This is a genomic window from Heyndrickxia sp. FSL W8-0496, from assembly GCF_038007825.1.
Taxonomy (GTDB): Bacteria; Bacillota; Bacilli; order Bacillales; family Bacillaceae_C; genus Heyndrickxia; species Heyndrickxia oleronia.
The window spans coordinates 3,050,799-3,072,963 of record NZ_JBBOXX010000001.1; the positions used below are offsets into that span (position 1 = coordinate 3,050,799).

The 22,165-nt window shown below is 31.2% G+C and carries 21 protein-coding genes; 4 read left to right on the plus strand and 17 right to left on the minus strand.

Annotation, left to right across the window (positions count from 1 at the left end; translation table 11 throughout):
• Positions 1 to 196 precede the first annotated feature (196 nt).
• From NST63_RS15390 to sirA, 9 genes are all read right to left on the minus strand, one after another.
• Positions 197 to 1,327: a hypothetical protein gene (locus NST63_RS15390; protein WP_341042852.1), complete on the minus strand. Its 1,131-nt coding sequence runs from the start codon at positions 1,325 to 1,327 to the stop codon at positions 197 to 199.
• Positions 1,328 to 1,651: 324 nt separating this feature from the next.
• The gene (locus NST63_RS15395) at positions 1,652 to 1,981 is read right to left on the minus strand and encodes a hypothetical protein (protein WP_341042853.1); all 330 of its coding nucleotides are present in this window, start codon (positions 1,979 to 1,981) and stop codon (positions 1,652 to 1,654) included.
• A gap of 245 nt (positions 1,982 to 2,226) precedes the next feature.
• Positions 2,227 to 4,128, minus strand: a complete 1,902-nt coding sequence (locus NST63_RS15400) for a hypothetical protein (RefSeq protein ID WP_341042854.1) — start codon at positions 4,126 to 4,128, stop codon at positions 2,227 to 2,229.
• Between the two features lie 124 nt (positions 4,129 to 4,252).
• Positions 4,253 to 4,789 carry a helix-turn-helix domain-containing protein gene (locus NST63_RS15405; protein WP_341042855.1) on the minus strand — a complete coding sequence of 179 codons (537 nt, stop codon included), beginning with the start codon at positions 4,787 to 4,789 and terminating at the stop codon, positions 4,253 to 4,255.
• Positions 4,790 to 5,580: 791 nt separating this feature from the next.
• Positions 5,581 to 6,405 (minus strand): hypothetical protein, encoded by an 825-nt coding sequence (locus NST63_RS15410; RefSeq protein WP_341042856.1) that lies wholly within the window; start codon positions 6,403 to 6,405, stop codon positions 5,581 to 5,583.
• A 312-nt stretch (positions 6,406 to 6,717) separates the two neighbouring features.
• The gene (locus NST63_RS15415) at positions 6,718 to 7,278 is read right to left on the minus strand and encodes a recombinase family protein (RefSeq protein ID WP_341042857.1); all 561 of its coding nucleotides are present in this window, start codon (positions 7,276 to 7,278) and stop codon (positions 6,718 to 6,720) included.
• Between the two features lie 872 nt (positions 7,279 to 8,150).
• Positions 8,151 to 9,089 (minus strand): tyrosine-type recombinase/integrase, encoded by a 939-nt coding sequence (locus tag NST63_RS15420; RefSeq protein WP_341042859.1) that lies wholly within the window; start codon positions 9,087 to 9,089, stop codon positions 8,151 to 8,153.
• 205 nt (positions 9,090 to 9,294) lie between these two features.
• A complete protein-coding gene (locus tag NST63_RS15425; RefSeq protein WP_058003821.1) occupies positions 9,295 to 9,513 on the minus strand; it encodes a YneF family protein in 219 nt (72 codons plus the stop codon).
• Positions 9,514 to 9,586: 73 nt separating this feature from the next.
• Positions 9,587 to 10,027: a sporulation inhibitor of replication protein SirA gene (gene sirA / locus NST63_RS15430; RefSeq protein WP_212941716.1), complete on the minus strand. Its 441-nt coding sequence runs from the start codon at positions 10,025 to 10,027 to the stop codon at positions 9,587 to 9,589.
• A gap of 161 nt (positions 10,028 to 10,188) precedes the next feature.
• On the opposite strand from sirA, the gene NST63_RS15435 reads away from it, so the two are divergent.
• Complete coding sequence (locus NST63_RS15435; RefSeq protein WP_212941719.1) at positions 10,189 to 10,749, plus strand: HAD-IA family hydrolase; 561 nt, start codon at positions 10,189 to 10,191, stop codon at positions 10,747 to 10,749.
• Between the two features lie 47 nt (positions 10,750 to 10,796).
• Here NST63_RS15435 and tkt read toward each other — a convergent pair whose 3' ends face one another.
• The 4 genes from tkt to yneA all read right to left on the minus strand — a co-directional run bounded on the left by tkt (position 10,797) and on the right by yneA (position 14,300).
• The gene (gene tkt, locus NST63_RS15440; RefSeq protein WP_212941721.1) at positions 10,797 to 12,803 is read right to left on the minus strand and encodes a transketolase; all 2,007 of its coding nucleotides are present in this window, start codon (positions 12,801 to 12,803) and stop codon (positions 10,797 to 10,799) included.
• Positions 12,804 to 12,990: 187 nt separating this feature from the next.
• A complete protein-coding gene (locus NST63_RS15445; protein WP_058006532.1) occupies positions 12,991 to 13,224 on the minus strand; it encodes a DUF896 domain-containing protein in 234 nt (77 codons plus the stop codon).
• Positions 13,225 to 13,322: 98 nt separating this feature from the next.
• Positions 13,323 to 13,967, minus strand: a complete 645-nt coding sequence (locus tag NST63_RS15450; protein WP_212941723.1) for a YneB family resolvase-like protein — start codon at positions 13,965 to 13,967, stop codon at positions 13,323 to 13,325.
• 9 nt (positions 13,968 to 13,976) lie between these two features.
• Positions 13,977 to 14,300, minus strand: a complete 324-nt coding sequence (yneA, locus tag NST63_RS15455; protein ID WP_058006534.1) for a cell division suppressor protein YneA — start codon at positions 14,298 to 14,300, stop codon at positions 13,977 to 13,979.
• Between the two features lie 163 nt (positions 14,301 to 14,463).
• Here yneA and lexA point away from each other — a divergent pair, with 163 nt between their 5' ends.
• A complete protein-coding gene (gene lexA, locus NST63_RS15460; RefSeq protein ID WP_058006535.1) occupies positions 14,464 to 15,087 on the plus strand; it encodes a transcriptional repressor LexA in 624 nt (207 codons plus the stop codon).
• Between the two features lie 364 nt (positions 15,088 to 15,451).
• Here lexA and NST63_RS15465 read toward each other — a convergent pair whose 3' ends face one another.
• The 4 genes from NST63_RS15465 to NST63_RS15480 form a co-directional block, all read right to left on the minus strand.
• Positions 15,452 to 16,033 (minus strand): copper amine oxidase N-terminal domain-containing protein, encoded by a 582-nt coding sequence (locus NST63_RS15465; RefSeq protein ID WP_212941725.1) that lies wholly within the window; start codon positions 16,031 to 16,033, stop codon positions 15,452 to 15,454.
• 69 nt (positions 16,034 to 16,102) lie between these two features.
• Complete coding sequence (locus tag NST63_RS15470; protein WP_341042864.1) at positions 16,103 to 16,561, minus strand: GyrI-like domain-containing protein; 459 nt, start codon at positions 16,559 to 16,561, stop codon at positions 16,103 to 16,105.
• A 154-nt stretch (positions 16,562 to 16,715) separates the two neighbouring features.
• Complete coding sequence (locus tag NST63_RS15475) at positions 16,716 to 17,393, minus strand: N-acetylmuramoyl-L-alanine amidase (protein ID WP_212941730.1); 678 nt, start codon at positions 17,391 to 17,393, stop codon at positions 16,716 to 16,718.
• Between the two features lie 147 nt (positions 17,394 to 17,540).
• Positions 17,541 to 17,747 (minus strand): hypothetical protein, encoded by a 207-nt coding sequence (locus NST63_RS15480; protein ID WP_341042865.1) that lies wholly within the window; start codon positions 17,745 to 17,747, stop codon positions 17,541 to 17,543.
• A 707-nt stretch (positions 17,748 to 18,454) separates the two neighbouring features.
• On the opposite strand from NST63_RS15480, the gene NST63_RS15485 reads away from it, so the two are divergent.
• Together NST63_RS15485 and NST63_RS15490 are read left to right on the plus strand one after the other, a co-directional pair.
• Positions 18,455 to 18,598, plus strand: coding sequence for an aspartyl-phosphate phosphatase Spo0E family protein (locus NST63_RS15485; RefSeq protein WP_079991169.1), 144 nt, complete (start codon positions 18,455 to 18,457; stop codon positions 18,596 to 18,598).
• Between the two features lie 2,859 nt (positions 18,599 to 21,457).
• A complete protein-coding gene (locus NST63_RS15490; protein ID WP_212941744.1) occupies positions 21,458 to 21,892 on the plus strand; it encodes an SRPBCC family protein in 435 nt (144 codons plus the stop codon).
• Positions 21,893 to 22,165: the final 273 nt, after the last annotated feature.

Genomic DNA, 22,165 nt, shown 5'->3' on the forward strand with positions numbered 1-22,165 from the left:
AATTTTTTGATTTATATACATGTCAGTCAAGCCTTTAAGTTATACGAATTAAAATGAATTTTTTAAAACGGTTAATAAATAAAATTATCATTTTATTTATTAATACTTTTAACCTTCAATTAAAAGTTAACAGTAAAACCCTTAAAAAATTTCAGTGCTAAGTATTACTGAAATTTTTTAAAAGTTCTACTTAAATTTAATATTTAATCCAATGTGGATAAATTTTATCATTTCTTTGTATCAATCCTTCTTCATATCCAATGTAATTGAAGCTATGGTAATCCTCCAATTGTCCTTTTTTTTCTACATACATAGCAATTAATAATTTACAGAGATTTTCATTTTGTTTGATATCCTTCTCCCATAAATATAAGATATTTATTCCTTTATTTTTGAGGTACGTTTGTTTTCTTTTATCTCTATTTATATCTTTAATTTGGATAGAATTTAGTTGTTCATAATTTGGATATTTTAAAGGACTTCCATGCCAGTAATCTCCCATAGTCTCTATTACAAGATTAAAGTCTGTTAAATAATGGTCAACAGAGTAGTAACCAAAGTTTTTTTCATTTTCATACAATATGTCCATTTTATTTAATAATTCATTAACTTTATTAAAAATTTTAGAATCTTTTTTCATTTTTCCATCTGTCAGCATCTTCAACATGTTATTCCTAGAGGATTCAGCAAGTTCAGGTCTTTTTTTCCCTAACCAATACGAATTTTCTCCAACATAATATTTACTTCTAAATTGCCAATAACATTGTTGTGTACAAAAGTTGTGTTTATTTTTTTCTAATTCACTATCCGTAATATCCATTTCTGTAAAACAATTATCACACTTCACCTTATTTCTTTTATATTGTGGATGATGCTCTGCAGAAATATGTATTGATTTCCATGACCAGTAACATTCATGTGTACAAAAATGTCCAAATTTATTTTTTTTGAATACACTTTCAAACACAGCAATTGGAAGTCTACATTGCAAACAATAAGTAGATATTTTAGGTTTTTTCGGATTAGGATTATAAATTTCATTAAAATCAGATATGAACAAATTTCTGCATTCTCTATCGCAAAAGTTATACTGTTCATTTATCAAAGTTATTCTTCTACTAAACTTCTCTTGACAATAACTACATTTTATTTCCTTATACTTGTGATGCTGTGCATGGATTAGTTTGTATTCAGCACTTCTTTGCCACTCATTTTGACATGGTTTACCACAAAAAAATCTTTTGGTCTTTTTTAGCCTGTAAGGCTCTATATTTATTCCCTGCTTACAACTATAACAGTGAACCTCCACTGTATTTCTTTTCTTCATATAATCACTCCCAAGTTAATTTTAATATTCATATATTCTAGTTATTGTCAAGAAAAACAAACGATATACTACTATAAATTTTTTAGTTTTTCCCAGTACTAAAAACAATATTCAAATTTAGATTTTTTTCCATAGTAAAAAAATTAGGATAGTATTAAGAATATTGATTACTAACCGATTTTTTGTATATCTATTGAGATTTAGGTAATACCAATTTAAATTAACAATAATCCCAAATTTAATAATAATTCGAGTTAAATGTACCTTTGATTAATAGGTCAAATAAAATAGGTTATGGATTCAATCCATAACCTTTGACTTTAATCATTTCTTATGAGCTTTTGCAGAATTTTGACCAAATGGCAGCATCTGAATATTTTTAATAAAGTAATGTCCCTTTTCATCTATTCTATCAATAGTTGGTCTATAAGCTAGTTTTTTCTCATTTTCAATATATAGTTTTGTTATTTCTAACCATGCATCATAAAGTTTTTTATTATCTCTAATGGATTTAAAAAACTTTATTGGCGATTTAAAAGAACATCTGACATTTTTATAGTTCCCTACTGTTTGTCTACTTCTCTCAATAGCTTTTCTACAAGAAATCTTCAATAACTTATTTCCCATTTGTATAACTTCTTTACTATATTTCATTTGTAAAAACATCTCCTTTCGTTCTTAAAGCGAACGATGAGGATGTAATGTTTGATTATTCTCGATTAGTAGTTGTTTATAAATGTTTTATTTTTATTATCTTTTTATGTTTTTACAACCATGTTTTCAACAAATACTAATCCAGAATATCATTTATTTTAACATTCTCAAGCGGTTGTATAACTCGATTTGTTTTATGTTATTTACTTTTTGTTATTTTTATCTCTCCTCATCGTAATTTCAAATTAAAATTTTTTTCTAATAATCTTTGGAAAACTAAACTTACTCATATGTTCCTCAGTAATTCCCATTTCTTCTTTAATCGTTTTCTTACATGATACGATTTCTAAATCATAGGCATCTAACATTTCCCCTAAACATCGTTTTAATTCTGTTAATTTAAATTCTTGTTGTCCCTTAAATGTAAGAATTAAATTCTCAAGAATTTCTTTTTGTGTTGTCCATCCTTTAGAATTAATAAAGGTCAGGGCTATATAGTGAATCCTAGAAACAATATCTTGATTGTGTTCGGAAATTTCTTTACCTTTATCCTGCGGAAAAACTCTATCAGCCTCACTTTTACCAAATGTGCGATATATACCCTCATATGAAATTGTTCTTGAAGTACAAGATTTTTCTAACCATTCTCTACATAATTCATCGACTTCGCAAAAGAATTCATATGTGTACATTGGAATTTCATATGTACTACTATGATATTGGTAATGATTCTGTCTTTTATTTTTTTTCTGTAATTTTAAAAGTGACTCTGGTATTTCTTCTTCATCTAATTTTCTTACTATCTTAAATAGGGTAAAAAAATTCATTCTAGTTCCAGTTGAGCTAGTACTTCTTCTGAATTTTTTAGCTAGTGTACCAATACTATGATAAAAGATACTTCTTGGCTCTGAATCTGCAGTAATATATTCTTTTGAAATATCTAACAATAAATAAAAGTCTGTTAAATAACCATATGAATTGAACACTTTATAAAAATTTGGATGAATTTCTTCTAACTCATCAGATATTAAAAGAGACTTATATATATCTATTGATTCTTTAAGTTCTTTTACTTCTTTACTTTCATAAATATTAATATCATAAACCTGTTCCAAAAAGTCCTTCGCCTCATACATTGTACAATTTAATAGTCTTTGAACTATATGAAGAATTGTTCCTGTAAAAGGATGTGACTGTGAATGACATTTATACAGCCAATGTCCAGTTCCCTTATTTGATAAATAAATTGAAGCACTTGGATTTTCTTCATCATGGAAAATATCTTTAATATTACCTACACTATCTACACCTAAAAATTGTCTTAAGTCTTGTCGCTTAAGGTAATCTAAAACTTCGTTTTTTGACAAAGTAATTGGTACAATATTAATACGTTTACGCAATGTAGCTATATCTTTAGAAAGAATCAACTGTATGTTATTATCGTTATATATATTTTTAGAATGATTGCTCTCGAAGGGTGTGACGGACATACTAATATTACTATTTATGTCCTGCAAAGGGGTTCTATCAATATACTCATCTAGTATTAAACGATTTTCAAAGCTAAATATAAATAACTCATTACCCCCAAAAAATAAGCGACTTCCATCTCTACATGCTCTATCAGCAGAGGGATACATTTCCAATAGCATTTCGATTACAGTATCATATTCTTTATAACTGGTTACTACTTTGTCTAATATAAACACAACTCGAAATTTGTTTTTTTGTTCAGTATGATTAAAAGTGGTATACAGGAAACTAGCATTTTCTTGAAAGAACTTATCTCCTAGGGCTTCATCTAATGTGAAATTATCATCGAAATCTAATGCAAACACCTGTTGCGATGACCAGAATATTTTTGAACGTTTCATACTACCGTCAATTACTTTAAAAGAAGCTGGAACGAATGTTTTTCCTTTTATAATTTCATTAGCTAAATTTTCAACACTAATTTCGGTTGGATGCTTAATAATTCTTTTACTAATTACACCAATTTCTTTTCCTTTTGGTTTAGTAGAATATTCAAATGTATCCAGATATACCTTTACCTTATTATTAAATTTGTTAGTCAATGGGAAATCCTTAATTATATTATTTAATACGTGCACTTCTTCAAGAACGCTTTGTTCGGAAATATTTTCCATTTAATCAATCCTTTCATTTATTTTTTATTTTATAAAGCTATTACTTATAAAGTGAATAGAATCTGTTTAGTAATGCGAAAAAGTTTGATTTAAAATAAAATGAGTTATTGTCTACTATTTAAAGTTAATCTAGTTCTCCCTTAGTTAATCCGTGTTTACTTAGTATTTCAAAGAATTCTAAACCTAGCTTTTCATTTCTATAACTGGCAAAAGGATGTCCTCCATAAAATTCATCAAAACAAATTAAAAACATTTCAAGAGCCTCTATAACAGAGTCTTTTTTATTTTTAAATATGTTACTAACTTTATTTAATACTTCGTAGCTCTGAGGTTGTTCATTTAATACTTCTTGTAACTGAACAATAAGTTTTTCATTATTTAAAGCATTATTGAGAAGATAAACTATATGTTTATTTTCTTCATTCTTTTGTTGTCTCAACTTAGAAATTCTTATTTCTATTTTTTCTGCTTCGCTTAACTCTTTTTGAAAATACTCCTCTTTAACATTGAAATATTTAGATAATGTTTTTAGATGTTTCTTTGGTATAGGCTGCCAACCATTTTTCCAATTACTAACAGACTTTCGAGTGATGCCTAGTAAATTAGCTATATCTGTAAAGCTCATGTGATATTCCTTCACAATGAATTCTAAGCCAATCATAATATACTCCTCTCACTAATGGACAATGTCCATATTTTAAACAAAAATTATAATGGACATTGTCCATTTGTTCTAATATAAAACTTTTTTTTCTGATTGTCAATTAATTTTATATAAAAAATTAATTGAGGAGAACCTGATTAGTGGTTATCGCAAATTTTCTGATATTATTAGGGGTTTACACAGAACGAGTTATATATATTATTTATAAAACTAAACAATTACTAATACAAAAATAATAACGTTTCAAGTTAAATTTAATTATACCTTGCTGTGTGAAAGTACTCTCAGCAATTTAGCAAAGGGGTTACATAATTTATACTGTAAACTATCCCCCACTACATAAAAAAAAGAGCATTTTTTTATCTCATTTCAAATTCATTAGGGGGCTAGAAGTATTACTTTGGTTAGTAATTGTTCATCACCCATAGAATGTAAAAAGCGTTGAGGAACGGAGATGTAAGAATGTACCAATAGACGAGTTAATAAATATAAACATTAATATTGCCATTAGCTTTAAATATTCCTTTTTAATAGATTAACTATTCTTTTCGATTTAAAAAAATGTAACGAATTCAAAGCACTATATCCATAATAGTTTTAAAGATAATCTATTTAATTAAGGTTTAACATTCATCAACAGTGTTTATTACATTAGATTATCATTTACAATTAGTTTGGATTGTTAACTACCAACACCATTTTTATTTAACCAGCAAAAAGTATATAAAAAAATAAAAAACTACTCGCCTGATTAGACGAATAGAATAGAATAAAATAATATTTAATTATTATTTTTGAATAGTAGTCAAAATTCCATCTTCAAAATACAAGAATTTGTAACCATCGTAAACCCATTGTTCATCTGTTCCATTTACAGTAATAGTTTGGTTAATGTGATTCGGTCTGCCCCATTTTGTTTTGATTACTTCATCTTGTGACATCCCGATTTGTGGTTCAATGCTTCTCAGTGCTGAATTATTATTAGCTTCATTTTCAGCAATTTCTACCCAATCTTGTTCTTTATCATTGAAAATATTTATCCAATCTTCATCTGAAATATAGAAAAAATTTTCTAATCCATCTTTAAAATTAGTCATTACATATGGAGGTAAAAATTCACCTTTATTCGTTGGGTCTAATTCCATCAAATGTTTAACCATCGAAGATTTGTATTTATCTGCAAATTTTTGACTGTATGTTTCATGATTATCATATTTTCCCATTTCATTAAATCCTTTACCATCCATATTGTCTCGATACAATTGAATTAACAAACTCTGTTCTGCATATAAATATAGAATATGTGCATCAACTTTATACTCACTTTTGAAATCCGAATATTCATAAACCTTTTTCTTTACTTCTTGAAGTAATGATATCCTTTCTTCTTCTGAAGCGGAAAGGGCTTTATTCCAAAGTAAATCAAAAGCTTCTTCAACAATTAATTTTTCTTCCTTAACTATTTCTGGATTAATATTTTTTTGATTCTCATTTGAATTTTCTGATGCTGGATTTTGTTCTTTTACTACATTATTAGCAATTTCAGTTGAATCGGGAGATGAACTACATGCTGTCATTATAATCAACAATATGATTATCATTAATATTCTCATATTTTACCTCCTATAAAAACTATAGTAATATTTTACCATGTAGTTCATCACTCTGTACTGAAAACTCTTATATTTCTAAATACATATGTCTAATCTGAGCATATACTTGTAATAGTCAATAAAAAATGCTATTGATTTTTAAAATGAAGATAGCAGATAATGTGCCAAAGTCCTAGCAAACTTTTCAACTATATTATAACCTGAACTTTTAGAAAGTGGGATGAGTCATTCTCCCCCAAACTATAAACTATGTAAAAATATAAAATATCAGCCCATATTATTTCAAAAAAAGAGACCCCTTCGAGGAGTCACTTAACGCACTTGTTGATGCCCTTTGATTAACTTATCTAGTGTTGGTCTTGATACTCCAAGTTCTCTAGCAAGCTGTGACTTTGATAATTCTCTGTTCATATATCGTTGATAATGCTTGTCGAAGTCTGGAATTGATACTTCCTTTCGTCCTTTGTACTTTCCTTCTGCTTTTGCTATTGCAATGCCTTCTCGTTGTCTTTCAAGCATATTTTCACGCTCAAAATCGTTAATAGCACTTATCATCTTTAACATTAGTCTACCTGTTGCTGTTGAGGTATCTATCTGCTCTTTGATTGATACTAGCTGAACCCCTTTTGATTCCAATCGGTCGACTAGTTCTAATAAGTCTTTTGTAGAGCGTGCTAATCGTGAAAAGTCTGCAACGTAGATTGTATCTCCTTCTCTTGCAAATTCTATCATCTCTTGTAATTTTGGTCTTATGGTGTTTTTGGCTGAGACCTTCTCTTGATATACCTTATCTATTTTATATTGCTTCATGGCTTCAACTTGTCTTGCTTCGTTCTGTTCTACTGTCGATACTCTGATATATGCTATATTCATGTTCATCTTTCCTTCCGTGTTTATCAATAATAGCATAAGTGTAAATTTAGAATCAAATACTTTACTTACATTTTGCAATTTAATTAGAATAACCACTTTAAATTTACAGTTTTACAATGATTGTTAGTTGTAAATTTAAGGCATGCTCTAGATTTGCAACTAACTTTGTAAACAACTAGTAAAACCAGCTCCCCCACATAGAAAACACACTTATCCGTAAATAAAAGAAAAGAATCAGAATTCTCACTATTTAGTAAGTCGGAGAGATATGGAAACAGTGTCCTATTTTTCTTTCCCTCCTTCACCTGCTATATAATTATAGTTTTCGAGTGTTTCCAAAGTTCTATTGATGGAGTATTGCTGATTGGTAATTGTTCCGTAGTTCTTGGGTTAGTAAAACACTAGTTTACAAATTCAAAAGTAATCTTCCGCACTTAAATCGTGTTTTTCTGCCAAGTATCATATAAGGTCGTCCCAACGTTTAAGCGATAGACTTGGTCTTCTTTGTTGTAATTCTCTAAATTAGCAAAAAAGAACAGCCATTGCGTGACTGCTCCCTTTTTCCTTATTTACATAAAATCAACTAATAATGAGCCTTTGTTCATTCAACATTTATATATAAAATAGTAAGGGATTATTTCAATAGGAATTTCTAGACCCTTTATAGGTAGTCATTTTCATTCTGTCATAGGTGAATGAAGAGAAATTATATTAATCACTAGGTTGTTAATAAATATATTTTCACACTACCATTAATCTCTAAACCTCAGACCCCATTGTTTTTACTTATATTCATTTCTATCACTACAAAAAACTTAAACCATCAATAAACGCCAAAAAACTACTGTGTTTACAGAGGACTCAGAGAAATATCAAACCTTTAGGCTTTTTCCAAAGTTCATTAATGGACTAATATCAATCCCCCTCTGAATCAACGTCTTATCATCCAATGTTTGAAGATAACGTTGTGTTGTAGATACCTCAGAATGCCCCAGAAGCCTTGAAAGTGTGTATAGGTCTTTTCCGTTTAACAATGCATTCACAGCGTAGTAATGCCTAAATGTGTGAGGAGAAACCCTTACCTCTTCAACATTAGCTCTATTCCCTGCATCCCTAATGATATTCCATAATGCGGTGTGGGAGATTTCACCACCAGTGTAGTTTAAAAAATAATTATCTGCTGTTGATGCAAAGTCTTTAAAGTATTTTGATTTTTGTCTTTCATATTTGATTAAGAATTTTTTTAATGCAGGAGTTATTGGAACGTGTCGCTCTTTATTACCTTTTCCCATGACAACTATATTATCTTTATCAATAAGTGTTTTGACCTTGAATGTACGAATTTCTATGGCTCTAACTCCAGTGTCAGCAAGCATGGCTATGATAGCCTTATTACGAGCTTCTAAATACGTCCTAGTACCGAATGAATCTATCATTGCCTTTACTTCGTCATCAGTAAATCCCTTAAGCTTTAGTTTTGGCTGCTTCGGTCTTTCTACCTTGTCCATTGGATTATATTCAATGTAATCTTCACTAACACACCAGTTAAAGAAAGCATTGACTGCTTTGAATGTAGTTAAAATAGTCTGAGGTTTATTGCCCCTGAGTTTCTTGGCTCTGAAATATGCCTTTAAATCATCTACAGCAATGTCTATCAAAAACTTATCCTCAGTTCCCCTTTTCTTTGTTATAAAGTTGCAAAGAAATTTGTATTCCTGCCTTTTATTTTTCATTGTTTTGTTAGTATAACCACATGCTTGACAGTGAACTAAATACTCTTCCATTGCATCAAGAAATTTAATTTCATCCATAATAAAAAGCCACCTTTTCTGTTGAAATTTGGTTAATCCTTCATCAGAAAATGTGACTTATTGGTAAAAAAATAAAAATGAGTGAGAGGGTTTAAGCATTTTTTACGTTTTTTTCGGGGAAGGTTTCAGAGTTACTAGAAGCTCTCAACCATTCTACCTAAATTCACTCCCTAAAAAACGCTTCAAACCCTTGACACATAAGGTCTTACTTCATTTGCTGTTTATTCATAGCATTCATCATCTGATTGATTTTCTTTTGCGATGGTTTCATGCCCATTTGTGTCATCATCATTTTAAGCATTTGTTCATTGATTGGTGGATTTTTCTTCAAATAGTTCATCATATATTTACGAGCTATGAAAAATCCTAGTGCAATACCAGCAAGTAATGCAACTAATATTAGTAAATATCCCCACCAGGCCATACTATTCCTCCTTCATGTTGTCTATGTACAGTGTACTAAATCCTCAATCATTATACAATATTTCAATAGTGTTTCAAACGTATTTTCTTTCTTTTATCGGTTTTATCCAGCCATAACGTTCATTTTCGAAGTCAATTGCTAATAAACGACCATCATATTTTCTTAAAATTTCTAAGAATGCTGATTCAGAATCAAATTTCCCCCATGCCTGTAACCTTAAACTATTTTCTCCTATCATTAATTCTACACCATTTGTCCGATCACTATCCCTAAATTTATACACATGACCCTCTACAATTAATTCTTTTTTCTTTGCAAAGGCTTGTCCCACTAAATACTGGATATGTAAAATAGGAATTGGTTTTGTAATATATTCAATTTGCCTTCGAATGATTTGTTTAAGTCTACCGCTTACATGAAAATATTCAATAAACAAGTCGTAAAACATTCTTTCCCGTCCATAATAATACTCTGCAACCTCATCTTCTATTAAATAGATTTGATAGGCACGCATTATACCTCACTCCCGAGTTTGAATCGTTTCAACCTATTATAGACCCTATTTTCTGATTTTTTTGTCAAATACTGTATCGTTTGTCTGATTTTTTTGTCGAATGACCATTTCTTTTAAAATAGGTATACTATAATTAGAAATTAGTAGAAGGGGTGAGTTTTTTGAATATTCTTTGGGATTTTGATGGAACACTTTTTGATACATATCCAATATATACAAATAGCTTTAAACAAATTCTTGGAAATATTCCCGTAAAAGTGATCTATCAACAATTAAAAATCTCCTATACTCACGCAGTAAGTTATTTTCAGCTAACAGAAGAGCAAACGAAAAGGATTAAAGAAATCGATAAGGAGGTCACACCTGAAGATATACGTCCTTTCCCAGATGTTGAGAAAGTTCTACAGTTCGCTAATTTAAATGTCATCATGACCCATAATACGAGGAAAGAAGTAGAAAATATTTTAACTCATTATCAGTGGGGACATTATTTTAAAGAAATAGTTACTATTGATAATGGTTTTCCACGGAAGCCCCATCCTGCATCTTATGAATATTTACATCAAAAATACGATCTCGACTTAATCATAGGGGATAGAGAATTAGATATACTTGCGGGCAAGAACTTAAATATTAAGACTTGCCTCTTTCAAAATAATCAAGCTGGAGCAGATTATTATCTTTCCCATTACAAAGACTTTTTTCAGATTATACAAACATAAAATAAGGCAATCCATTGTGTACACAAATGGATTGCCTCTTTTATGTTTTATTTATTCATTAATGCTTTTACACGAGAAACCACATTCTTTACAGTAAATCCATACTCTTCAAGTACTTTACCACCTGGGGCGGATGCGCCAAAGCCATTAATTGCTAGGATTTCTCCTTCATCTCCAACATAACGTTCCCAGCCTAGTGGAGCAGCCATTTCGATCGCTAAGCGTTTTTTCACTGTTTTCGGAATAACTGATTGTTTGTATTCATCGCTTTGTTCTTCAAAACGATCCCATGATGGCATACTTACTACAGATGCATGAATCCCTTCATTTAAAAGTACTTTTTGAGCTTCAACTGCAAGATTTACTTCAGAACCAGTAGCAAGTAATAATACATCAGCTGTTTCTCCTTCAGCAGGTGAAACAACATAAGCACCTTTTGCCACACCCTCATTTGCCAATTCTGCAGATGATTTCAGTGTTGGTAATCCTTGTCTAGTTAAAACAAGTGCTGTTGGCTTATCCTTAGATGTTAATGCTAATCTCCATGCAGCTGCTGTTTCATTTCCATCTGCTGGACGGATAACAGACAGATTTGGCATTGTTCGTAAGGATGGCAATTGCTCTATTGGCTCGTGAGTAGGCCCATCTTCACCTACAGCAATACTATCATGAGTAAATACATAAGTTACTGGAAGTCCCATTAATGCTGCTAAACGAATAGCTGGACGTAGGTAATCGGAGAACACGAAGAATGTTCCACCATATACTTGTAATCCACCATGTAAAGCCATACCATTCATTGCTGCACCCATTGCAAATTCACGAACGCCGAACCAAACATTGCGTCCATCATAATGTTCTGGAGTGAAATCTTTTTCTTCTTTGATCATTGTATTATTTGAGCCTGCTAAGTCAGCTGATCCACCAATAAATGTTGGTACATGTTTAGCAATAGCATTTAATACTTCTCCGCTTGAAGCTCTGCTTGCAAGGCTTTTTCCTTCCTCATAGACAGGAATTGCTTGATCCCAGTTTTCAGGAAGTTCACCTTTTATCGCACGGTCTAATTGCTCAGCTAATTCAGGATAAGCTTTTTTATATTCAGCAAATAATTCTTGCCATTGTTGTTCTTTTTTCACACCTGGCTCAACGATTGTTTCATTAAAACGATCATATACTTCATTTGGAACATAGAAATCCTCTTCAAATGTCCATTTATAATATTCTTTTGTTAATTTTAATTCATCTGCACCTAATGGAGCACCGTGCACTGCTGATTTTCCAGATTTATTTGGAGATCCATAACCAATGACTGTTTTTACTTCAATCATCGTTGGGCGTGTAACATCTGCTTTAGCTTCTGCTATCGCCTTTTCAATTGCCTCAAAATCATTCCCGTCTTCTACACGAATATATTGCCATCCATATGATTTAAAACGACCTTCAATGCTTTCAGAGAACGATTTATCTAGATCTCCATCTAAAGAAATATCATTTGAATCATACAAGACAACTAAACGTCCTAATTTTAGATGTGCAGCTAATGATGCAGCCTCACTTGAGATACCTTCCATTAAGTCACCATCACCACAAAGTGCATATGTATAATGGTCTACAATATCAAATTTGTCCTTATTATAAACTCCAGCAAGATGACGCTCTGCCATTGCCATACCAACTGCCATTGCAATTCCTTGTCCTAAAGGACCTGTAGTCGCTTCAACACCCTTTGTATGACCATATTCAGGGTGACCAGGAGTTTTACTACCCCATTGACGAAATTGCTTGATTTCATCCATGCTTAAACCATAACCAGCTAAATGTAGTAAGCTATACAATAGCATAGAACCATGTCCAGCTGATAAAACAAAACGATCTCGGTTAAACCACTCAGGATTTTTTGGATTGTGATTCATCATTCTTGTCCAAAGAGTATAAGCCATTGGAGCTGCTCCCATTGGTAAACCTGGGTGCCCAGAATTAGCTTTTTCAATTGCATCAATGGAAAGTGTTCTAATCGTATTTACGGCTAATTGATCTGTATTATCGAACATTTTGTCAACATCCTCTCTTACATGAATTCATCCAATTAATTATATTAGATATGTTTGTATTATAACTCAACTGTTAATACCTAAGAAAGTAACATAAGCTGAACTGTTTTATAGCAAACTTTCTTAAAATTATGCGAAATGATAAAAAGACTGAATACTCAGCCTTTATATAAATCATTCCATATAATTAATGTAACCGTTTTCTGTCCTGTACATCCCGCACTTTTTGTGGTGTTACGTCATTACCATTTGGATCAATCACCCGAACAGTTTCAATAGTGTTTTTCATTGATGACCGAAAACTCTCAAGATATTCACGACGTAAACGGGATTGTTCCTTTGCTTCATCTTCTGTTAAGCCTTGACCTTTTGCCTTTTTTGAAAGCAAATTAATTCTTGCAATTTTTTCTTTAGAAAGCATGTATGGCTACTCCTTTATATAAAAACTAAATAGCTATAAAACGATAAGGTTATCGTACTAAATATATTTGAACTTATCAAGGAAATAGCCCTATAAGATTAATTTTCACTTTTCATATATTCCTGATATCTTCGATTAACTGTTGCTTTCGATACATTATACCCAAAGCCTCTTAAGGTAGCAGCAATTTCAGCAAAAGTTAAGTCATTTTTGCGTAGACGAACAATTTCTTCAATAGGAAGTTCAATTCGGTCTCTTCCTTGATCATTACGCTGTCCATTAAGATTATTTTCTGGGTGAAAACCCTTTTCTACAGCTCGTTTCATGCCTCTTTTTATTTTTAAATTATGTAATTTTCTTTGATATTCTTCAACCATACTGACAATATTAAGAACCATAGAGTCTGATTCGGACAATTCCAGTTCACCTTGATGGGATACACAAAAGACCTTTACACCTTCCTTTTTTAAACAGTGAAGCAAAGCAATTTTTGCATTTCCTCTACCTAATCTTGTTTCATCCTGTACTAAAATAGCTTTTATATCTTCTTCTTTTATAAGATCAAATATTTCTAGTACTCCAGGTCTATCCAAATCGTATCCGCTAGCCTGATCTTTTATTATCTTAGTGACTTCAAATTTCCAATGATTAGCAGCATCTATTAATTCTACTTCTTGCCGTTCTAAAGAAGTTTCCTGTGTTTGTTTATTTGTACTGACACGACAATATATAATTGATTTCATCCTTCTTTTCTACTCCATATCATATGCAAGCTTGCTATTATCATTTAATAGGTGTTTCGCCTTTACCGGGATAATTAATTTCTCTCCAGCTTTAATATTATCCTCATTTAATTGATTTTTCTTAGAGACCCACTCAATAAACTCCTGTGAACTTAAAGAATGATTATCAGCATAGAGGTTAGCTATTTCCCATAGAGATTGTCCTTCATTAACGACAATTTCTTGATAGCCTGATGTATCCTCATCACTCGAGATCAATATATATAATCCTAGAAGGATCGAAATAACTACTAACATAATAACATAAGAGTATTTTTTCCATAGAGTAATCATATAATAACCCACCTTCGAATGTATGTTCGTTTATTTGATATCATTATAAAACGAACATACATTCGAAGTCAATGTTTTTTTCGAACTTATGTTTGTATTGGTAAAATATAAATGCTATACTAGTAATAAGTAAAGAGAAGTTTAATAGCCGGGGGTGTATATTATGACAAAGCTTACAAAAAGACAACAAGATATTCTTGATTTTATTAAGACTGAGGTAAAGTCAAAAGGATATCCTCCATCCGTACGTGAAATTGGGGAAGCTGTTGGACTAGCATCGAGCTCTACTGTTCATGGACATTTGTCGAGATTAGAAACTAAAGGTTTAATTCGTAGGGACCCAACTAAGCCACGTGCGATTGAAATACTTGATTTGGAAACAGAGAATATCCCACAACAAAGGGTTACTAATGTTCCATTATTAGGAAAAGTAACAGCAGGATTACCTATTACAGCAATCGAAAATATAGAAGAGTATTTTCCTCTTCCAGAACAATTAGCACCAGCTGATGAGAATATTTTTATGCTTGAAATTGTCGGCGAAAGTATGATTGATGCGGGAATTTTAGATGGCGATTATGTAATTGTACGCCAGCAGCATACCGCCATTAATGGAGATATCGTTGTAGCAATGACAGAGGATGATGAGGCAACTGTAAAACGTTTCTTCAAGGAAAAAGATTTTTTCAGATTACAACCTGAAAATTCAACTATGGCACCAATTATTTTAAATAATGTAACCATTTTAGGAAAAGTAATAGGATTATACCGTAACATCATCCACTAATATGTACGAGGGACCAATTTAACAAATAATTGGTCTTTTTTATATCTATTTATTAGCAGAATAAAAACTCGAGATTTGTAGGATATTAATAAATGTCTGTTTATAAAGTTTTACTAAATCATCGCATTAGAAATAGCCCCATTTATGGTAGCATTTATTTGTATTTTAATTTTTTATTTAGTTTAATCCCTACGATTGTATCGCTGGAGCTATTTAGGTGCCGTCTTTGTTTTTATTATGATGGGAGAAATGATAAAAGTTCTATCAAATTCAGCCAACAAAAATACACTTACTATTAAAAAAAGCCATTCTAATAATACATTTTATTAGGAATGACTTTTTCATTTTGATGGATTCATATTTTCTATTTAGAAGTAATTCTTATTGTTCGCTTTGATGTATTGTAATCAACAGTTGCTCCGAAGGCTTCTCCAACAAATCGTAAAGGGACAAGCGTTCTTCCATTCCTCACCTTTGCAGGAACATCGATTGGCGAAACTTTTCCATTTACTGTTGGGGACTTAGCTCCAATTTTTAAAACAATTTTTGTATTTGTTTTTATAGCGGTAACTACTTGATTCTTTTGATCCCATTGAACATTTGCTCCTAGACTTTCAAATATCCCCCTTAAAGGTACCAATGTTCTCCCATTTTCGATAACTGGTGATTGATCATAGGATTGTTTAACACCATTTATATATACTACTAATGCAGGAGTAGCCGAGGGTTTCGACACGCGTTTAGCAGTTTGTTTTGATAATGAAATGGAGCCATCTGAATTGTGAAAATGATATTGCCCAGTCTTCAATCCATATTTGGCACAATTTGTTCTACATGTATGCCCACCATTGCCATCCAATCTACCAGGACTAGCACTCACGTTTATTGAAAATGGGATACCAATCAAAATAGTAGTTAGTAAAGCTATTAAACCTTTTTTTCTCACTTTTTTACTCTCCTTTTAATCTGTTACTATTAGTCGATAACTTTTTATCGATAGTAATACTGTATTTGTTTATTCAATCGTATCAAATAATTCTACATCTATATTGTCAACATCTTCCCAGCTATGATATTTTTCCAAATGCCATTTATTCTTTAACCTTTTATAACCGTTTTCTTCAATCCACTTATGTAACTGATTGTAGGATTCTCCAATAAGACTATTCTTTCCCTTATGCCTCACTACAGCATAGCTTTGTCTTGGAATTGTTAATGCGACCATTTCTGTTGGTATATCTTTATAATCTGATACTTCAACACATACCCAATAGCCATCCTCATCCTTCGTTTCATTATCTACAACAAACGCTCCATAAAGTTGAAATGGATCAACAACCGTTTTAATATCTTTGATTTGTTCAAATAGTCGCCTTGTAGCTTGAGTAATTTCGATTATGTATTGTTCTGCTTCACATAATACCCTATACCCTACTAGCTTCAATTCAGCAAGATCTTTTATAATAACCTTCACTTCGTCCCCCCGTTCCAGTTTTCTATTGCTCATAAATAATCTTACACTTGTTTAAAACATTGTTGAAGTATTAATTTATCATCAATTTTCTTAATAGTCCATCATTATCAAATAATTAGAATATCCTTCTCCCAGAAAAGGAGAAGGACCATTTTTATTTATCCAATAAACCTAGATTATCTAATACTGTTACAAACTCTGCTCTAGTTAATGGTTGATCTGGCTTCCACGTTCCGTCTGAATAACCCGTCATTATTTTTTTATCTATCGCCTTTTGAATTGCTTTACTTGCCCAGTGTTTCTTTAAGTTTTCTTTTTCTGGCATTTTTACGTCCTCCTTTTTAATATCTGCTTTCACCATCGTGATAAAATCTTTCCATTCAATCCCTTTGGCTCCACTTCTTAAATTACGAGGACAATTCTTTCCTGACCAATGATGATGTTGAACAACCTTTGAAACCGGAATATTATGATCATTCATGAGCTTTCTGGTTAACCACACTGCGTTTTCTACTGCCTTATTAAAATTCCCATCACTATTCACACAAATTTCGATAGCAATTGACTTCATGTTACCATCTCCATTACCATCTCCAGCATGCCAACCAACCTCGTTTGTTGGTAGTGATTGGTAAATAGAGTCATCATCAACAGTGAAATGCCATGAAGCCTGCCTCGAATTCCCTCTATATTGTAAATTAGCATGGGCTTCATCATCAGCCCCTCTGCTAGTGTTATCGGTTTCATGAATGGTGATATATTCCGGTTTCATTTTAATACCTGGTCGTGTAAATGTATTAGAAGCAGGGATAAATTTTTGATGTATGATCATTTTAATTTATCAACTCCTCTTTAATACAATATTCCGATATATCATTATTCGGAAAGGCTATTAGTCAAAAATATTAAAATAAATACAAATCATTATTTTATTTATAATATTTCACTAAAAAAAGCACCCATGATGGATGCATCAAAATTATTTTTCTCTTTTAAAAATAAATTTTATTTCATCTGTAAAGACTGAAGTTCCTTTCCCATCACTATTTCCATCAATGATCGGCAATGCTGAAATTAACTCCCAACTTTCTCCCCCTAATTTATCAAGATCTGCTGATAATGTAATATCATTATTAATAAAAGTTTGATTGTTGAAAGTAAAGACTTTATATTCAAACTTCTTCATATTTTCACCACACTCTTTTAGGTTTATTTTTTTATTGAAAGGTTATTTACTTTTGATAATATGATTTATTATTTTTGTATAAATGATCTATTGGAAAATTATTCTTAGTATTTGTTCAAACAAAATTATTTATGTAGCACAACTTTTTTACGAAAAATAAATTTGTGAATTAATTTTACAAAATCATAATTAGTGTGACCTGCCCCTCAATGAAAGAATTAATTTGTGAATTCCTTTCATTACTTCTGTTCCGATGTAACTCCCTGTCATACCCAATAAGAAACTTGATGAAATGAAATATATTATGTAATATACCCCTGATCCCATAAACATATCTATAAGAATATACCTTTTAATTGTCGATCCTTTAATTGAACAAAAAACGACTTTATTTGCAGTAAACATATGTATCACATCCCACTGACTTTTTATTAAAATATGAATAAAATAAGTTGTCATATTCTAATCTCTAGATGATGAAACATTAGAGTAAACATATATTCTAACTTTGTTAAGAAAAATACGAATACTACTCCCCAAAAAAACTCCAACTAATTATAATTAGACAATAGATTTACCTCATGTAAGCATAATTAGTTCATTACTATGAAGCATCTGTGCTGCATATATTTAATCCATTTAGTAGACAAAAAGGTAAACTTATGGAATAATTATCTCTAATTCAAAATACTTAAAGGTGAGGTAAATTGTCATCATTATTACATGAAATTGAAAAACTTCGTAGTAAATTAATTGAATATGCGATCCAGTATGGTCTAAATGATTCTTATTCTATAAAACTTAGTCAAGAGTTAGATCAATTATTGAATTTAGAATTAAAACAAAGATAAATCATAATTACTAAACGAGATGTAAGTAAATAAAACATCATTAAAAATAAAGATAATTAACTAATTTTAGGCCCACCTCTAAAGAGATGGGCTTAAAATTTCATTGATGGGGCGAAGTATTTTGGCCGACAATCAAATACCCAACACCATCCGAAGTTTACCTGAAGAATACTCCTCAAAATAAATTATTAGATTCTGTTGTTTTTTGTTTGGGTTGTCACATAATTTATTTTAATTTTCCTCTTTTTCTCCTTATGATGCACCTGCTTCCAAGCCTTTTTTTATGTTAATTAGGTACCTACATGTTATTTAATCCTTAATTCTTGTCCTATATATTTTAATTAAACGCTTCAGCTAATCCATCTATCTTAATATTCAAACACAGAAGCGTTTTATACTACTATGCTAACTAAAACATGCATTTTAATTAAAAAACGAATTTAATATTTTATAACTTTTCGTGACGTATACTTTGAGCAAACTTTATTGGGTCATAAAGTGAAATAAAAGATGTGAGGTCTTCAATTGATAGTAGTTAGTTGAAACTTTCCTTCATTAGCAACAATTAAGAGCCTCAAAAATAAATACATCGGATATGAATTTTTAGTTTTTTTAGGAAGAAAGATTGTAGAGGTTATTGACTAGGGGTGTAATTAATAAACAAATAAAATGTAACTTCATTGATTAGGTCTAGGTGTTTATAACTAAAATCTGATTTTAAGCTATTTTATATTGATATTTACTATTTTTTGACATATAATTCCTTAAATGCCTCTGTAGCTATAGAAGGGAAGAGCGCCGGAAAACAATTGTTACCACCGGGTCGCAAGGCAAAGGTTTCAGAAGCACCGAAAAGCAAATTAGCTAAGGCAGGTGAAATTCCTGCCGGTGAAATTCCGTAGGGAAGCGTGTTGCCCTTAGCCTATGCTTACGAAAGGAGTGCGGGTTCGAATCCCGTCAGAGGCATCTATTACATCAGTAGGAATAAGAATGAACATCCGCAAGCCTAGTACTATCAAGGATTTACGGATTTTTTTATTTTTGGAGAATCCGATAGCAAAAAAAGGTTTTTGAAAAAGTTTTACATTTATTTTGCACGAGATTTCCCTATCTAATTTCATGAAATGTATGGACTTCACATCTGATTTTATACGAATGATCCCACGTTTCTATCGTTTGTTTTCCCATTGTTGTTGTAAAAAAATAAAGAATTGGTTGTCAATGTTTCTTTATATTGTTCCACATATCAGCATACTTTTCTATTGTCTTTCATAGAACGAGTATTATCTATTTCGGCTAAATGTAAATATCCTTTTCGGCTAAATACTGCATCACTAATAACCTCCTTTTTGCTGGTGAAGGTTAACCCTTTAATTTGTATTCCGAATTGATATTCAGGCTCATTTTTAGATTCAATTACATATTCTCTACTCCAATCCAAAGGACAACTAAAATAAATATAGGCTTGGTTAGTCAAAAGCATGTGATCAAATATACTAGATTTTTTTATCTCCTTTTCAGACTGCCCTCTAACAACATGAAGGAAATTTTGATAACTGATTAACAATTCTACATGTTTTCTATAGGTTCCCAGCTGCAGATTTCATGTAATTGTTTAACTGTAACTATGCCTAAATTCAACTATAACTTGTAGAACTTTCTCCATTCTTTTTTGATTCATAAAAATACCTCCTAATTGTTTCATCATCAATAGAAGATAAGTATCACCAAAAGGGAGGACAATTATCCACACCACCTTTCAATGGTGCTGAAGACGCTTCTAAATACGTAGGGATATAAATATTAAACAATTCAAAAGGGAACACGGTAATAAGAGGTTGAAATTGATAAGGATATATATGAGGGATCAATTGATATTACTACTGATGTACAAAAGATATATAAGAACGAAAATTTATATCGGGTTAAATAACATTAATCCCCTCTCACTTAAAAACATTTTCTAGAACGCTCTATTAGCAGCTGATACCCATAAATGATAAAAGCAAAAATATAATAATATATAAAAAGGTGGATCCGTTTGAAATTAACTAATTTATAAACGTTAAACTTTTCAAAAAGATAAGTAAGTGGGTAGGAAAAACTAAAATTAGAAATTAAATTCAAAAGGATATAACGTTTAAATTTTCCAAATGATAAATGAAATATCCATATTGTACCTGCAAAAAATGGGCCAAAAATAAAACTTAAATCATGAAAAATAAGCTCTGCGATTCCTCCTTTAACTCTCCACCATTTATACCTATAGGAAAAAAAGCATCCGCATATAACAAGCAACGAACAAAAAATGGAAACAGGCAAATATTTGCGAAATGCACTTTTGGGCAAAAATATAACAGAAATCCATGAAATGAATAATATAACCATTCGAATTAGATTAGGAATCATTTCTTCTCCCCCTTTTTTAGATATTCTTTATTATTTATAGTGAAACTATTCATCTAAATGGCTTTGATATTGAGAAGGTCTTTCCATAGTATGGGGTGCATTTCTTGAATAAGGAGGTGTCTAATTGTATTGTACTGTTTTTTGAAACAACACTTATTAGAGATTGGAATTATATTAAGGTGGAGAAGAGATTGTGAAGGATTATACATTAAACAATGTGGACTTTAGTTAAATAAGACAAAGTACCTCTCAAAATCTCGGACAAGATCATGATATATTTGGACGATGTAACTTCAGTTTATTATCGATTAAGCACACATAGGTGATTAATCGAATCGCCTTAATAGCAATATAGAATAAATCATACCTTTTAAAATATGTTACAATTCTACCTAATGTATCGTTTTAGTTATTTTGTAAGATTTTAACATGAAAGAGGAGTTGAATCGCATGGCAAGTATTGAACAATTGCAAAAAATAAACACACCAGCCCACCTGGTATACTTAGCATTAACAACGAAGGAAGGCTTGTCTGAAGTATGGACAAAGGATCTGAAAGTGGAAGCAGTCGTTGGAAAGGTGAATGAGTTTCGCTTTGGCCCTAATGATACAGCCAAAATGAAAGTCATTGAGCTTGTTGCAGACAAGCGAGTCAGCTGGGAATGCGTATACACCGATGCCGATCCGGAATGGATCGGGACTACAATCACATTTGAATTAACTGAATCTAATGGCACCACAAAGGTTGATTTTAGCCATGCCCAGTGGAAGGAAATTACGTCATGTTACAAGTCTTGCAATTACAACTGGGCAATGTTTTTGCTGAGCTTGAAGCAGTACTGTGAGCTTGGAAAAGGCACACCTTACCAAGAAAGAACTCTTTAGAGAATTTAGGGTGAAAGTAATAAATATATAATGATGAACGTTTTTATTCAACTCAACCAGCTAATTGTTTGTCAATATTTTTTAATAAAAAGATTAATATGTTCTGATATACTAAAAATGTTCATGCCAAATAACCTTCCTCTATGTTTTATTTGGAAGGTTATATTGTAATTAGTTAGATATAGATTTTAAGATATAACTTGGAAAGTAGCTTTGCTTTTTAGTAAAGCTTAAATCCAGTGTAATAAAGCGTTTTTTAATTTTTCTATAGTC

Excerpts from the sequence above, each read along its gene's own strand:
- NST63_RS15420 (WP_341042859.1), bottom strand. The coding sequence starts at position 9,089 with ATGGATGAAATTAAATTTCTTGATGCAATGGAAGAGTATTTAGTTCAC.
- tkt (WP_212941721.1), bottom strand. The coding sequence starts at position 12,803 with ATGTTCGATAATACAGATCAATTAGCCGTAAATACGATTAGAACACTT.
- NST63_RS15390 (WP_341042852.1), bottom strand. The coding sequence starts at position 1,327 with ATGAAGAAAAGAAATACAGTGGAGGTTCACTGTTATAGTTGTAAGCAG.
- NST63_RS15410 (WP_341042856.1), bottom strand. The coding sequence starts at position 6,405 with ATGAGAATATTAATGATAATCATATTGTTGATTATAATGACAGCATGT.
- yneA (WP_058006534.1), bottom strand. The coding sequence starts at position 14,300 with ATGATTACTCTATGGAAAAAATACTCTTATGTTATTATGTTAGTAGTT.
- NST63_RS15405 (WP_341042855.1), bottom strand. The coding sequence starts at position 4,789 with ATGATTGGCTTAGAATTCATTGTGAAGGAATATCACATGAGCTTTACA.
- NST63_RS15475 (WP_212941730.1), bottom strand. The coding sequence starts at position 17,393 with ATGATCATACATCAAAAATTTATCCCTGCTTCTAATACATTTACACGA.
- NST63_RS15400 (WP_341042854.1), bottom strand. The coding sequence starts at position 4,128 with ATGGAAAATATTTCCGAACAAAGCGTTCTTGAAGAAGTGCACGTATTA.
- lexA (WP_058006535.1), top strand. The coding sequence starts at position 14,464 with ATGACAAAGCTTACAAAAAGACAACAAGATATTCTTGATTTTATTAAG.
- NST63_RS15480 (WP_341042865.1), bottom strand. The coding sequence starts at position 17,747 with ATGAAGAAGTTTGAATATAAAGTCTTTACTTTCAACAATCAAACTTTT.
- NST63_RS15445 (WP_058006532.1), bottom strand. The coding sequence starts at position 13,224 with ATGCTTTCTAAAGAAAAAATTGCAAGAATTAATTTGCTTTCAAAAAAG.
- NST63_RS15395 (WP_341042853.1), bottom strand. The coding sequence starts at position 1,981 with ATGAAATATAGTAAAGAAGTTATACAAATGGGAAATAAGTTATTGAAG.
- sirA (WP_212941716.1), bottom strand. The coding sequence starts at position 10,027 with ATGCGTGCCTATCAAATCTATTTAATAGAAGATGAGGTTGCAGAGTAT.
- NST63_RS15425 (WP_058003821.1), bottom strand. The coding sequence starts at position 9,513 with ATGGCCTGGTGGGGATATTTACTAATATTAGTTGCATTACTTGCTGGT.
- NST63_RS15490 (WP_212941744.1), top strand. The coding sequence starts at position 21,458 with ATGGCAAGTATTGAACAATTGCAAAAAATAAACACACCAGCCCACCTG.
- NST63_RS15415 (WP_341042857.1), bottom strand. The coding sequence starts at position 7,278 with ATGAATATAGCATATATCAGAGTATCGACAGTAGAACAGAACGAAGCA.
- NST63_RS15450 (WP_212941723.1), bottom strand. The coding sequence starts at position 13,967 with ATGAAATCAATTATATATTGTCGTGTCAGTACAAATAAACAAACACAG.